The organism is Sphingomonas sp. FARSPH (assembly GCF_003355005.1).
Lineage (GTDB): Bacteria > Pseudomonadota > Alphaproteobacteria > Sphingomonadales > Sphingomonadaceae > Sphingomonas.
Genome location: NZ_CP029985.1, coordinates 1,611,550 through 1,624,658 on the forward strand (window position 1 = coordinate 1,611,550; position 13,109 = coordinate 1,624,658).

The window sequence follows — 13,109 nt, forward strand, 5'->3', positions numbered from 1 at the left end:
TAATACAGCAAAAAGCGAAAAGGTCCAATATCAAGCTGTCCAGTGCGAGACGATCCGTGCCGGATCGGGCCTGGGCCGTTCGTCGAGCGGCCGGCCGGGATTGCCGATGAACACGAAGCCCGCGATCCGTTCCGGCGCCGCGCCGAATGCGTCGCGCACGCGCGGCGAAAACGCCGCCCATCCGGTCAGCCAGCCGCCGACGAACCCCATCGCATGCGCCGCATGGAGCAGGTTCATCGTCGCCGCGCCCGCCGACAATTCCTGTTCCCATAGGGGGATGGGGCTGTCCGTTTTGGGCGACGAGAGAACGACGACCAAAGCCGGCGCCTGGCGCGCGAACTGGTCCAGTCCGTCCAGCTCCTTCTGCGCCGCATCGGGCCGTTCCGCGCGGCACGCCGCGATCAGTAGTCGGGCGAACGCGTCGCGCTGGTCTTCCCCGACGATGACGAACCGCCACGGCGCGAGCTTGCCGTGGTCGGGCGTGCGCGCCGCGATCGCCAGCATCTGCGCAAGCTGCGCGTCGTCGGGCCCGGGCCCCACCATGTCGCGCGGCTTGCCCGAACGGCGGGTGGCGAGGAGCGAAAGGGGAGAGGAGGTGTCGTTGAACATGGGCGCGATGTAGTCGTCGCGATCACTCCGGACCACCCTCACCCTTCCGCGCCTCCGGCGCTCCCTCCCTCTCCCACCGGGAGAGGGGAGAGGTCGCGTAGCGACCGATAGGGTGAGGGTGACACGACCCTGCGCAGTTTACAGGAGCCTTCAACCCGCTAGTTTGCCGGCACGAGAGGGCGCGGGCACGCGCCGGTCACAGGAGCATCACGACCATATGGCAAGTATCGCACCGGCAGGGGGCGGCGTTCCGGCCTCCGCCAAGACGTTCCTGGGGCATCCGCGCGGGCTGTTCATGCTCTTCTTCGCGGAGATGTGGGAGCGTTTTTCCTATTACGGGATGCGCGCGATCCTGGTCTTCTACCTGACCAAGCACTTCCTGTTCGCCGAACAGCCCGCCTATGCGATCTACGGCGCCTATACCTCGCTCGTCTACATCACCCCGATCATCGGCGGCTATATCGCCGACCGCTATCTGGGGCCGCGCAAGGCGGTGCTCGCGGGCGGCATCTTCATCACGCTCGGCCATCTGCTGATCGCGCTCGTCGAAGGGCCGGTGGGGGTGCAGGGTAGCGCGCTCAACGGCTTCTACCTCGCCCTTGCCCTCATCATCGTCGGCACCGGCTTCCTGAAGGCGAACATCTCCGTCCTCGTCGGCGCGCTCTACAAGCGGGACGACACGCGGCGCGACGGTGCCTTTTCGATCTTCTATATGGGCATCAACACGGGCGCCTTCGTCGGGCCTTTGCTCGTCGGCTATCTCGGCGAGCGGGTCGGCTGGGCCTGGGGCTTCGGCGCCGCGGGCATCGGCATGGCGCTCGGCCTCGTCGTCTTCGTCCTGTGCCGGCCTTCGCTCCACAACGTCGGCGAACCGCCCGTCCCCGCCGCGCTCAAGGCGCGCACACCGGTCGGCCTGTCGATCGAATGGGCGATCTATGCCGGTGCGGTCGCGATGATCGCCCTGTGCTGGTGGCTGGTGCGCAGCCAGGGCGCGGTCGGCAATCTGCTGCTCGCCGCCTCGGTGCTGACCGTCGGCTACATCCTGATGACCAGCTTCCGCCAGCTGCCCCCCGTCGAGCGGCACCGCATCTTCGCCGCGCTGTTCCTGATCGCGCTCTCGCCGCTGTTCTGGGCGCTCTTCGAACAGGCGGGTTCGTCGCTCAGCGTCTACACCGACCAGCAGGTGGACCGCACCGTGCTCGGCTTCGACATGCCCGCCTCGTGGTTCCAGTCGGTCAATTCCTTCTTCATCATCACGCTCGCGCCGCTGTTCGGCCTGCTGTGGACCGCGATGGGCAAGCGCGGGATCGAACCGTCGGCGCCGTTCAAGTTCGGCATCGGCCTGATCCTCGTCGGCGCGGGCTTCTTCGCGCTGATCCTCGGCGCGCCCGCGGCGGGGCTGACGCCCGCGATCTTCGTCATCCTGCTCTACATGCTGCATTCGATGGGCGAATTGTGCTTCTCGCCGATCGGCCTGTCGTCGATGACGCGATTGTCGGTGCCGAGCATGACGGGCCTGATGATGGGCACCTGGTTCCTCGCCACCGCGGCGGGCAATTTCATCGCCAGCCTGATCGCGCAGGCGACGGGCGGCGAGGGCGCGGGGCCGGGCCGCGTGCTGGAGGTCTATGGCCGGATCGGCTGGTTCGCGATGGGTGTCGGCGTCGTCGTGCTCGTGCTCGCGCCGTTCGTGACGAAGCTGATGCACCTCGACCAGCTCGGCGAGCGGCCGGATCATGCGTTGGCGGGCGAACCGCTCAACGCGGAGCCTGCCGCGTCGGGGATCGACACGCGCGGCGAGCAGCGGCCCTGAAACAACACCCGTCACCCCGGCCGAAGAGCCGGGGTCCCGCTTCTGCTGGGGCGTTCGAAAGAAGCGGGACCCCGGGTCAAGCCCGGGGTGACGCACCATCCTACAACCGCACCATCGCCATCGCGCGTTCGCCATAGCGCGGCCCCGCCGTGCCACCCCGCGGCGCCGCGGCGTCCAAACGCTGCAAATCCTCCGCAGACAGCGACACCGCGGCCGCCTTCATGCTGTCCTCCAGCGTGGCGCGCCGCTTCGATCCCGGGATCGGCACGATATCGTCGCCCTGCGCCAACAGCCACGCCAGCGCCACCTGAGCGCCGCTGACGCCGTGATCGGCAGCAATCGCCTTCACCACCTCGACCATCCGCATGTTCGTCGCGAAATTCTCTTCCGAATAGCGTGGGTCGTTCCGCCGATAATCGCCCTCGGGCAAATCGTCGCGGCTGGTGATCTGCCCGGTAAGGAACCCGCGACCAAGCGGACTATACGGCACGAACCCGATGCCGAGCTCGCGCGCCAGCGGCAGGATCTCGTCCTCGACCGTCCGCTCCCACAGCGAATATTCCGACTGCAGCGCTGCGATCGGATGCACCGCCGCCGCCCGGCGCAGCGTCTCGGGGCCGGCCTCCGACAGCCCCAGATGGCGCACCTTGCCCTCGCGGACCAGGTCCGCCATCGCGCCCACCGTCTCCTCGATCGGCACATTGGGGTCGACGCGATGTTGATAGAACAGACCGATCGTCTCGATCCCCAGCCGCTTCAGCGACCCCTCGCACGCGCGCCGGACGTTGGCCGGCGAGGAATCGACGCCCTCCATCCCGTTCGCGCCGATCCGGAAGCCGAACTTGGTCGCGATCACCAGCCCATCGCGCTTGCCCCGGATAGCCTGCCCCAGCAGTTCCTCGTTGCGATAGGGGCCGTAGACCTCCGCCGTGTCGAACAATGTCACGCCCAGATCGATGGCGCGGTGGATCGTCGCGATGCTCTCGGCATCGTCGGCCTGGCCGTACATCCTCGCGCCGATGCCGGCCATCGGCATGCAGCCGAGGCCTAGCGCCGACACCTTCAGCCCGTCACCCAGCGTCCTGTATTGCATGATGATCTCCTTCACGCCCCGCAACGCAGGCGGTGACGGCGATATCCATCGTGACGTTGCCGACGGTGCGGAACAGGTCGGGCACTGTCTCCACCGCGACGAGCAGCCCCAGCGCCTCGATCGGCACGCCCATTGCGAAGGCGACGGGCGCGACGCTGGCAAAGAAGCTGATCGTGCCGGGCAGCGACACCGACCCCATCGTCGTGATCGCCGCGGTGGCGATGCCCGCCGCCATCTGCCCCGGCCCGATCGGCACGCCCAGCCAGCGCGCGACATAGAGCGCGACCGCCAGGTTCATCGCCGGGCTCGTCGCGCGAAAGATCGCGACTGCGATCGGCAGCACGATCCCCGCGGTCGCCGCCTGCACGCCGATCTCGCCGCTGCCCTTCAGCATCGCGGGCAGCGAGGCGAGCGAGGATTGCGTGCTCACCGCCACCGCCTGCGCCGGCGCGGCCGCGCGCGCGAACCGCCCGATGGGCACGCGTCCACCGAGCCGCGCGAGCGGATAGCCCGCGAGCAGCACGAGGAACCCGATCGCGGAGACGCAGACGATGTAATGGACCAGCGCGCCGAACGCCGCCGCGCCGGTGCGTGCGCCGACGCCATAAGCGAGCGCGAACACGCCGATCGGCGCGAGCCGCAATACCCAGCCGATGATGACCAGCATCGCGTCGGTGATCGCGCGGAACACCGCGACGAGCAGCGCGCGCGGTTCGGGTTCCAGCCGCGTGATCGCAAAGGCGAAGGCGAGCGCGAAGATGGTGAGCGGCAGGAACGCGTCCGCTGCGGCCGCGGCGACGACGTTGGTCGGCACGATCGTGTCGAAGAAATCCGCGAGCCCCGGCACCTTCCCCGGCGCCGGCGTGCCGCTCAGCGCCGCCCGCAACGCCGCGGCCCAGGCGTCGGGCAACGGCCAGGCGTCGAGGATCAGCGGCTCGACCAGCGCCGCCATCAGCGTCGTCGACCACAGGACGACGACGAACAGCGCGACGCTGCGCCCCGCGATCCGCCCCGCGCGCGCGGCCTCGGCGGTCGCGGCGATGCCGGTGACGAGCAGGCCGACGATCAGTGGCACGATCACCATCTGCAACGCGTGCAGCCACGCCGACCCGATCGGCTGGGTGATGCGCGTCGCAGCGAGCGCGGCGTCCTTGTCGATCGCCACCGCACCGATGCCGATCAGGATGCCCGCCAGCAACGCGAGGAGGATACGGGTGGCTTGCGACATCGTGTTCCTTGGCGCAACGAGGCGTGGAGACGGCATAGCGAACGGGATCGCGTTTCATGGCAAGGAAATATTTCGGCACCGACGGCATCCGCGGCGCGACCAATGCGGGCGCGATGACCGCAGCCATGGCGATGAAGGTCGGCATGGCGGCGGGCGCCTATTTCCAGCGCGGCGACCACAAGCATCGCGTGCTGATCGGCAAGGACACGCGCCTCTCGGGCTATATGCTCGAATCCGCGCTCGTCGCGGGCTTCACCAGCGTCGGCATGGACGTCGTCATGGTCGGCCCGCTGCCGACGCCCGCGGTCGCGCTGCTGACGCAATCGATGCGCGCCGACATCGGCGTGATGATCTCCGCCAGCCACAATCCCTTCGCCGACAACGGCATCAAATTGTTCGGCCCCGACGGCTACAAACTGTCCGACGAGGCGGAACTGACCATCGAGGGGCTGATCGACGGCGGCGACGTGCCGCTCGCGCCCTCGGCGCAGATCGGCCGCGCGCGCCGTATCGACGACGCGCAGGGCCGCTACATCCACTTCGCCAAATCCACCTTCCCGCGCGACCTGCGTCTCGATGGCCTGCGCATCGTCATCGATTGCGCCAACGGCGCCGCGTACAAGGTCGCGCCGACGACGCTGTGGGAACTGGGCGCGGACATCGTCGCGATCGGCGTCACGCCCAATGGCACGAACATCAATGACGGCGTCGGCTCGACCGCGCCGCAGACGCTGTCGGAAACCGTCGTCGCGAGCGGTGCGGACATCGGCATCGCGCTCGATGGCGACGCCGACCGGCTGATCGTCGTCGACGAAAAGGGCCGCGTCGTCGACGGCGACCAGCTGATGGCGACGATCGCCGCTGGCTGGGCGCGCGCCGGGCGGCTCGCGGGCGGCGGCCTCGTCGCCACCGTCATGTCGAACCTCGGCCTCGAACGGCATCTGAAGGCGCAGGGGCTCGGCCTCGTCCGCACCGCGGTCGGCGATCGCTACGTGCTCGAGAAGATGCGCACCAGCGGCTACAATGTCGGCGGCGAACAATCGGGGCACATCATCCTGTCGGACTATGCGACGACCGGCGACGGCCTCGTCGCGGCGCTGCAGATTCTCGCCGAGATCAAGCGCGCCGGCGCGCCGGCCAGCGAGGTGCTGCACCGCTTCGAACCCCTGCCGCAATTGCTCAAGAACGTCCGCTTCGCCGGCGGCAAGCCGCTCGAGCACGACGACGTCAAGGCCGTGATCGCCGCCGCGGAAGCCGATCTGTCGGGCACCGGCCGCCTCGTCATCCGCCCGTCGGGTACCGAGCCCGTGATCCGCGTGATGGCGGAGGGCGACGACGCGCGCCAGGTCGAAACGCTCGTCGACCGCATCTGCGACGCGGTGCGCAAGGTCGCCGCCTGATGCTGGAGATGCGCCCCGATTGCGAGCGCTGCGGCGCGGACCTTCCCGCCGCCGCGCCCGGTGCGTTCATCTGTTCGATGGAATGCACCTTCTGCACCGAATGCGCGGACGCGATGGACGAACTCTGCCCCAATTGCGGCGGCGAACTGCTCGACCGCCCGACACGCACGGGCAGGACGCTGAAGGCGAATCCGGCGACGACGGAGCGGCGGTTCCGCGCTTAGGGCCCGGCCGTGCCCCTTTCCGTCATTCCCGCGAAGGCGGGAATCCAGACACGCTACGGTCACGCCTCTATCAAGACCCTCGGCGTCTCTGGATCCCCGCCTCCGCGGGGATGACGAACGTGCATTGCAACCAAAACGCTGTCCTACAAACCGCCGCCTGTGCCATAACCCGGCCGATGGCGCACCGACCCGGCCACCCCCTTCGCATCATCGGCCTCACGCCCCCGCCCGGGGAGAGTTTCCAAGCGCGACGTACATTCCACTTCGTCCACTTCCGGCACCATTCATGATCCCCCGCGTCCTCATCATCGCCGGGTCCGATTCGGGCGGCGGCGCGGGTATCCAGGCGGATATCAAGACCGTCACGATGCTTGGCGGCCATCCGACCACCGCGATCACCGCGATCACCGCGCAGAATACGCTGGGCGTCCAGGCCGTCCATCCCATCCCCCCCGAAACGGTCGTCGCGCAGATGGAAAGCGTGCTCGCCGACATCGGCGCCGATGCGGTGAAGATCGGCATGATCGGCAGCGTGGGAACCGTCCATGCCGTGGCCGATGTGCTCGAACACGCCGACATCCCCATCGTCTTCGATCCCGTCATGATCGCGACCTCCGGCTCCGTCCTCGCCGATGCCGAGACGATCGCCGCCTTCACCCGGCTGATGCGCATGGCCGCCGTCGTCACGCCCAACCTGCCCGAGCTTGCCGCGCTCGGCGGCGCCACCGCGGTGCGCGCGCTCGGCCCCGCGCTGCTCGTCAAGGGCGGTCACGGTGCGGGCGATATCGTCGAGGATCGGCTGATCGAGGCCGACGGCGCCGAGACGCTCTGGACGCACCCGCGCATCGACACCCGCCACACGCACGGCACCGGTTGCACGCTGGCGAGCGGGATCGCTACCGGCCTTGCCGCGGGCCTGTCGCTCGCCGACGCCACGGGGCGGGCCATCGCCTATGTCCAGGCGGCGCTTGCCGCCGCGCCCGGCCTTGGCGCAGGGCACGGGCCGATGGGACATGCCTTGAACACGATACCGTTCGACCGATGCCGGGACTGAAGCACGAGAAGACCTGCCTGCCGCCCGTCGCGGGGGTGGACGAGGCGGGGCGCGGCCCGCTCGCCGGGCCGGTGGTGGCCGCTGCGGTGATCCTGCCCGCACGCGGCGTGCCGCGCGGGCTGGACGATTCGAAGAAGTTGTCGCCGTCCGAGCGCGAGCGATTGTGCGGCCTGATCCGCGCGCGCGCGATCGTCGGCGTCGGCATCGTCGAGGCGGACGAGATCGACCGGCTCAACATCTATTGGGCGACGATGAAGGCGATGACGCTCGCGGTCGAGGCTTTGGGCTGCGAGCCCGGCCACGTCCTCGTCGACGGCAATCGCCTGCCGCGCTGGCGCTATGCCGCGACGCCGCTCGTCGGCGGCGACGCGCTCAGCGCCTCGATCGCCGCCGCGTCGATCGTCGCGAAGACGGTGCGCGATGCGATCATGGTCGATCATGCCGCCGCCCACCCGCATTATCACTGGGCGAGCAACAAGGGCTACGGCTGTCCCAAGCACCTCGCCGCGCTGCGCGAACACGGGCCCTCGCCGATTCACCGCTACAGCTTCGCCCCCGTCGCCCGCGCCGCCGATCTGCTCGCGCCGGCGATAAACGCGGCCTGATCGGGCAAAAGTTGCGCCGCGCAACACGGCCGCGTGCGCCTGAGTCTTTCGCGCCACACCCCCATCGCTGGGGCATGGATGCGATCGCACGGCGCAAAATCTGGGGCGCAAGAGGGTTTTTGGGGGCGGATTAACGAAATGGTGACGAAGATCGTTAACCAATCAACGCTTGACGAGAGTCCGCGGATTCGCGCTTCTGGCCACATAAAGGGGGCGTAGATGGGGGTTATCGAGAAGGTCCGGCAGCCGCGCGTCGCGGCGCGCAGCGCTGCGGCATCGCCGGTCGGCGTGGTGGCGCGGCCTGCCGACGTCGCGCCGGCGGTGCTGCCGCTCGACCGGATTCTGACGGGCGACTGTATCGCCCAGATGAGGGCGCTGCCCGACAAGTCGGTCGACATGGTCTTCGCCGACCCGCCCTATAACCTCCAGCTCGGCGGCGAGCTGTTCCGGCCCGACGGCAGCCACGTCGACGCAGTCACCGACGATTGGGACAAGTTCGACACCTTCGCCGCCTATGACGCCTTCACCCGCGCCTGGCTGGCGGAAGCGCACCGCATCCTGAAGGACGACGGCACGATCTGGGTGATCGGCAGCTATCACAACATTTTCCGCGTCGGCACCGCGGTGCAGGACCTCGGCTATTGGATCCTCAACGACATCGTGTGGCGGAAAGCCAATCCGATGCCCAACTTCCGCGGCACGCGCTTCACCAACGCGCACGAGACTTTGATCTGGGCGTCGAAGGGCGAAAAGGCAAAATACACGTTCAACTACCGCTCGATGAAGACGCTGAACGACGAGCTGCAGATGCGCTCCGATTGGGAATTCCCGATCTGCGGCGGGCAGGAGCGGCTGAAGAAGGGCGGGCACAAGGTCCATCCGACGCAAAAGCCCGAGGCGTTGCTCTACCGCGTGCTGCTCGCCTGCACCAGGCCGGGCGACGTCGTGCTCGACCCGTTCTTCGGCACCGGCACTACGGGGGCGGTGGCGAAGCGGCTGGGCCGCCGCTGGATCGGCATCGAGCGCGAGGCGACCTATATCGAGGCGGCGCAGGAACGGATCGCGGCTGCGCTGCCGCTCGACGAATCGGCGCTGGCGACGATGCAGAGCCCGCGCATGCAGCCCAAGGTCGCGTTCGGCGTGCTCGTCGAGAACGGCTATCTCGCCCCCGGCGCGACGCTCACCGATGCGCGCCGCCGCTTCCGCGCGACGGTGCGCGCCGACGGCAGCCTCGCCAGCGCGTGCGGTACGACGGGCTCGATCCACAAGCTCGGCGCGACGCTGCAGGGCGCGCCCGCGTGCAACGGCTGGACCTTCTGGCACCACGAAACCGACGGCGCGCTCAGGCCGATCGATACGCTGCGCCAGACCTATTTGCTCGCGACGCAGCCGTAAGCGGCCGTTGCCTGCGTCACCCTGGACTTGATCCGAGGTTTCGCTTCCTTCTTTAGAGCAAGCTCGTAAGCGGGACCCTGGCTCTTCGGCCGGGATGACGGCAAGATCGCCCGGCATCGAGGAAAGACACGCGCGCCATGACCCTGCACCTGCGCCCCGTCCATTTCGTCGATACGCCGATCGGCCTGCCCGATGGCTATGCCGCGCGGCTCGCCGGGGGGATGCAGTGGTTCGCCGCGTATGAGGTGATCGCGCCGGAGGGACGCCGGATCGTGCCCGTCGCCGATATCGCATCGCTCGGCCCGCGCGCCGCGGCGCTGCACCTGCGCATCACCGCGCCGCGCGCGCCGCTGGTGCTGGGTGCGCGAACGTTGCGGCTCGACCAGCCGCTCGTCGCCGGCATCCTCAACGTCACGCCCGACAGCTTCTCCGACGGCGGCCGCCATGCTGACGATCCCGCCGCCGCGGCGGCCGCCGGCGTCGATATGGCCGCCGCCGGCGCGGCGTTGATCGACCTCGGCGGCGAATCGACGCGGCCCGGCGCGGCGGCGGTGTGGGAGGGAGACGAGATCGCGCGCGTCGAACCCGTCGTCCGCCGCCTTGCCGCCAGCGGCACGCCCGTATCGATCGATACGCGCAAGAGCGGGGTAATGGCCGCCGCGCTCGCCGCGGGCGCGCAGGTCGTCAACGACGTGTCCGCACTGCTGTGGGACGAGGCGGCGCTCGACGTCGTGGTCCACGCCGCCTGCCCCGTCGTGCTGATGCACTCGCCCGATCCCAAGGCGGGGGGGCACGGCCGCCCGGCCTATCGCGACGTCGCGACTGAAGTTTTCGACTGGCTGGAGGCGCGCGTCGCCGCGGTCGAGGCGGCGGGCGTGCCGCGCGCGCGTATCCTGATCGACCCGGGTATCGGCTTCGGCAAGTCGCTTGCCGACAATCTCGCGCTGGTTAACGCGCTGCCGCTGTTCCACGGCCTGGGTTGCGCGATCATGCTGGGCGCGAGCCGCAAGCGGATGATCGGCGCGCTCGACAACGAGGCGCCCGTCGAGAAGCGACTGGGCGGCAGCATCGCGCTCGCCCTCAAAGGCGCGGAGGCGGGCGTCCAGCTGATCCGCGTCCACGACGTCGCGGAGACGGTGCAGGCGCTGAAGGTATGGCGGGGCCTGCGCGACCGCGCGCTCGCCGGCGGGTGACGGCGGAGGGAACACGGCCGAACCGGAAACATTTCGCAACGCAGCAATCGTGCGCTGGAGACGTTGGACCGCTACTTCGCCCGCGGCAGAAAGAAGAGGCCCCATGATCGTCACCGCGACCCCCCGCTTGCGCCAGATCGTCACCGAAGTCTGGATGCCGCTGACCGTGTTGTTCGTCTGGGACGTCGCGGTCACCGTCACTTATTATCTGCTGCCGTTCCGTGCCCCGTCGCTGCCGCTGACGCTGTTCGGTACCGTGCTCGCGCTGTTCCTCGGTTTCCGCAGCAATTCGGCTTATGCGCGCTGGTGGGAAGGACGCTCTTTATGGGGCCTGATGATCAACGCCTCGCGCAACCTGTCCCGCGAGGCGCGCAACTTCCTGCCGGGTGACGAGGCGCGCGACCTGCGCCGGTCGATCGTGCTGCGCCAGATCGCCTATGTGAACGCGCTGCGTTGCCAGTTGCGGCGCCAGCCGGTCGACGACGAAGTGCTGCGCTTCCTCTCGCACGGCGAGGCGACGCCCTCGCTGTCGCGCACCAACATCGCCAACGGCCTGCTCGACGGCACCGGCCGGCGCATCGACGATGCGCGCCGCAACGGCTGGATCGACACGATCCAGCAGACGCAGATGGAATCGGTGCTGGTCGACATCGCCAATGCGCAGGGCGGGATGGAGCGGCTCAAGAACACGCCGCTGCCCAACCAGTATCGCTTCTTCCCGACCTTGTTCGTCCACCTGTTCTGCGTGCTGCTGCCGATCGGCCTCGTCGAGACATTGGGCTTTGCGACGCCGCTCGGCTCGACGATCGCCGGTCTCATGTTCCTCGCCGTGCTCGCGATCGGCGACGATCTGGTCGATCCGTTCGCCAATTCGGTGCACGATTTGCCGCTGTCGGCGATGTGCCGGACGATCGAGATCGACTTGCTGCAATCCATCGGCGACGAGGCGCCCAAGCCCTTGCAGCCAGTGCACGGCGTGCTCTGGTAATCGCGGCCCGTCCTCGCGCGGCCTATGCCGCGTTGTCGATGCCCAGTTCGCCCAGCTTGCGGTACAGTGTCGAGCGGCCGATCCCCAGCCGCCGCGCGACCTCGGTCATCCGCCCGCGGTAATGGCCGATGGCGAGGCGGATGACATCCGCCTCGATATCCTCCAGCGGGCGCAGGTTGCCATCGGGGCGGAACAATGTGACCCCGGCTCCGGACGCAGGCGCGACCGCGCCGCTGCGGCGCTGGCCGAGCGCGGCGATCTGCGGAAAGTCGCTGCGCGTCAGCGCGTCGCCGTCGCACAGCACCGCAGCGCGGAACAGCGCGTTCTGCAACTGGCGCACGTTGCCCGGCCAGTCATAGCCGACGAGCAGCGCCAGCGCCTCGTCGGTGATGCCGAGCGGACGCAGCCCCGGCTGTTGCGCGATCCGCGCGAGCAGATGGCGGGCGAGCGCAGGGATGTCCGCCGAACGCTCGCGCAGTGGCGGGATCGTCACCTGCACCACGTTGAGCCGGTAATACAGGTCCTCGCGGAAGCGCCCCGCCTCGACCTCTTCGATCAGCCTCTTATTGGTCGCCGCGACGACGCGCACGTCGACCTCGCGCATGTGGCGCGCGCCGATCGGCTGGACCTCGCCCGACTGCAGCACGCGCAGCAGCTTGACCTGCGCATCGAGCGGCATCTCGCCGACCTCGTCCAGGAACAATGTGCCGCCGTCGGCATCGACGAACCGGCCGATCTTGCGCTCGAACGCGCCGGTGAACGCGCCTTTCTCATGGCCGAACAGTTCCGATTCGACGAGGTTGGCGGGGATCGCGCCGCAATTGACCGTCACCATCGGTCGCCGGGCGCGGGGGGAGGCGGCGTGGATCGCATCGGCGACCACCTCCTTGCCGACGCCGCTCTCGCCCTCGATCAGCACGGGCACGCGCGCGCGCGCCGCCTTGGCGGCGATGGCGAGCGCGGCGCGGAAATCCGGGGCGGAGCCGACGATCTCGTCGAACGCGAGCAATGCGGGGATCTTCTCGGTCAGCGGGCGCAGTTCGCCCGCCGCGGTACCCGCGACTGCCGCCTCCAGCGCGGCGAGCAGGCGTTCGGGGGCGAGCGGCTTGACCAGGAAATCGGTCGCGCCCGCGCGCATCGCCGCGACCGCATGCGCGACTGAACCGTTGGCGGTCAGCATCAGGATCGGCAGCGCGGGGCGCTCGCTGCGCAAGGCCGCGATCGCGGCGACCGTGTCGGCGTCGGGCGCGCGATGGTCGAGCAGGATCGCATCCAGCTGCATCCCGTCCTGCGTCCCCAATTGCGCGAGCGCCATCTCGCCGTCGGTCGCGAAGATCGACCGCCAGCCCTTGCGTGCAGCCAGCGCCGCGACCAGCCGCCGCTGCGCCGGTTCGTCGTCGATCAGCAGGAGCAGCCGCTGTCCGTTGCGCGTCATCGTCGATCCCGTCCCATTTCGGAGCAACGCATAGCGCAGGGGCGGTAAAGGCGGCCTTAAACACCGCGATGC

12 protein-coding genes are annotated in these 13,109 nt (G+C 69.0%); 8 read left to right on the top strand and 4 right to left on the bottom strand.

From position 1 onward, the window contains the following. Window positions 1–30 precede the first annotated feature (30 nt). Complete coding sequence (locus tag DM480_RS07880) at window positions 31–609, bottom strand: nitroreductase family protein (protein ID WP_115378343.1); 579 nt, start codon at window positions 607–609, stop codon at window positions 31–33. 217 nt (window positions 610–826) lie between these two features. On the opposite strand from DM480_RS07880, the gene DM480_RS07885 reads away from it, so the two are divergent. Then, complete coding sequence (locus tag DM480_RS07885) at window positions 827–2,422, top strand: peptide MFS transporter (RefSeq protein WP_115378344.1); 1,596 nt, start codon at window positions 827–829, stop codon at window positions 2,420–2,422. A 100-nt stretch (window positions 2,423–2,522) separates the two neighbouring features. Here the strand turns inward: DM480_RS07885 and DM480_RS07890 are convergent, their stop codons facing one another. Together DM480_RS07890 and DM480_RS07895 are read right to left on the bottom strand one after the other, a co-directional pair. Next, window positions 2,523–3,515 carry an aldo/keto reductase gene (locus DM480_RS07890; protein WP_115380999.1) on the bottom strand — a complete coding sequence of 331 codons (993 nt, stop codon included), beginning with the start codon at window positions 3,513–3,515 and terminating at the stop codon, window positions 2,523–2,525. Next, a complete protein-coding gene (locus DM480_RS07895) occupies window positions 3,493–4,743 on the bottom strand; it encodes a dicarboxylate/amino acid:cation symporter (RefSeq protein WP_115378345.1) in 1,251 nt (416 codons plus the stop codon). Before DM480_RS07895 ends, DM480_RS07890 begins: the two co-directional genes overlap by 23 nt. Before the next feature lie 56 nt (window positions 4,744–4,799). Here DM480_RS07895 and glmM point away from each other — a divergent pair, with 56 nt between their 5' ends. The 7 genes from glmM (at window position 4,800) to DM480_RS07930 (ending at window position 11,602) form a co-directional block, all read left to right on the top strand. Further along, window positions 4,800–6,143: a phosphoglucosamine mutase gene (gene glmM, locus DM480_RS07900; protein WP_115378346.1), complete on the top strand. Its 1,344-nt coding sequence runs from the start codon at window positions 4,800–4,802 to the stop codon at window positions 6,141–6,143. Then, a complete protein-coding gene (locus DM480_RS07905) occupies window positions 6,143–6,367 on the top strand; it encodes a DUF1272 domain-containing protein (protein WP_115378347.1) in 225 nt (74 codons plus the stop codon). The genes glmM and DM480_RS07905 overlap by 1 nt, the downstream gene beginning before the upstream one ends. A 286-nt stretch (window positions 6,368–6,653) precedes the next feature. Then, entirely contained in the window at window positions 6,654–7,421 is a 768-nt protein-coding gene (gene thiD, locus DM480_RS07910) for a bifunctional hydroxymethylpyrimidine kinase/phosphomethylpyrimidine kinase (RefSeq protein WP_115378348.1), read from the top strand. Continuing rightward, window positions 7,409–8,026, top strand: coding sequence for a ribonuclease HII (locus DM480_RS07915; protein WP_115378349.1), 618 nt, complete (start codon window positions 7,409–7,411; stop codon window positions 8,024–8,026). The genes thiD and DM480_RS07915 overlap by 13 nt, the downstream gene beginning before the upstream one ends. 219 nt (window positions 8,027–8,245) lie before the next feature. Then, on the top strand, window positions 8,246–9,421 hold the full coding sequence (locus tag DM480_RS07920; protein WP_115378350.1) for a site-specific DNA-methyltransferase: 1,176 nt from the start codon (window positions 8,246–8,248) through the stop codon (window positions 9,419–9,421). A gap of 137 nt (window positions 9,422–9,558) precedes the next feature. Then, complete coding sequence (gene folP, locus DM480_RS07925; RefSeq protein WP_115378351.1) at window positions 9,559–10,614, top strand: dihydropteroate synthase; 1,056 nt, start codon at window positions 9,559–9,561, stop codon at window positions 10,612–10,614. 103 nt (window positions 10,615–10,717) lie between these two features. Continuing rightward, on the top strand, window positions 10,718–11,602 hold the full coding sequence (locus DM480_RS07930; RefSeq protein ID WP_115378352.1) for a bestrophin family protein: 885 nt from the start codon (window positions 10,718–10,720) through the stop codon (window positions 11,600–11,602). A 22-nt stretch (window positions 11,603–11,624) separates the two neighbouring features. Here DM480_RS07930 and DM480_RS07935 read toward each other — a convergent pair whose 3' ends face one another. After that, the gene (locus tag DM480_RS07935) at window positions 11,625–13,037 is read right to left on the bottom strand and encodes a sigma-54-dependent transcriptional regulator (RefSeq protein ID WP_115378353.1); all 1,413 of its coding nucleotides are present in this window, start codon (window positions 13,035–13,037) and stop codon (window positions 11,625–11,627) included. Window positions 13,038–13,109 lie beyond the last annotated feature (72 nt).

Bases quoted from the DNA above. Each gene is read 5' to 3' on its own strand.
- DM480_RS07880 (WP_115378343.1), bottom strand. From the start codon at position 609: ATGTTCAACGACACCTCCTCTCCCCTTTCGCTCCTCGCCACCCGCCGT.
- DM480_RS07885 (WP_115378344.1), top strand. From the start codon at position 827: ATGGCAAGTATCGCACCGGCAGGGGGCGGCGTTCCGGCCTCCGCCAAG.
- DM480_RS07890 (WP_115380999.1), bottom strand. From the start codon at position 3,515: ATGCAATACAGGACGCTGGGTGACGGGCTGAAGGTGTCGGCGCTAGGC.
- DM480_RS07895 (WP_115378345.1), bottom strand. From the start codon at position 4,743: ATGTCGCAAGCCACCCGTATCCTCCTCGCGTTGCTGGCGGGCATCCTG.
- glmM (WP_115378346.1), top strand. From the start codon at position 4,800: ATGGCAAGGAAATATTTCGGCACCGACGGCATCCGCGGCGCGACCAAT.
- DM480_RS07905 (WP_115378347.1), top strand. From the start codon at position 6,143: ATGCTGGAGATGCGCCCCGATTGCGAGCGCTGCGGCGCGGACCTTCCC.
- thiD (WP_115378348.1), top strand. From the start codon at position 6,654: ATGATCCCCCGCGTCCTCATCATCGCCGGGTCCGATTCGGGCGGCGGC.
- DM480_RS07915 (WP_115378349.1), top strand. From the start codon at position 7,409: ATGCCGGGACTGAAGCACGAGAAGACCTGCCTGCCGCCCGTCGCGGGG.
- DM480_RS07920 (WP_115378350.1), top strand. From the start codon at position 8,246: ATGGGGGTTATCGAGAAGGTCCGGCAGCCGCGCGTCGCGGCGCGCAGC.
- folP (WP_115378351.1), top strand. From the start codon at position 9,559: ATGACCCTGCACCTGCGCCCCGTCCATTTCGTCGATACGCCGATCGGC.
- DM480_RS07930 (WP_115378352.1), top strand. From the start codon at position 10,718: ATGATCGTCACCGCGACCCCCCGCTTGCGCCAGATCGTCACCGAAGTC.
- DM480_RS07935 (WP_115378353.1), bottom strand. From the start codon at position 13,037: ATGACGCGCAACGGACAGCGGCTGCTCCTGCTGATCGACGACGAACCG.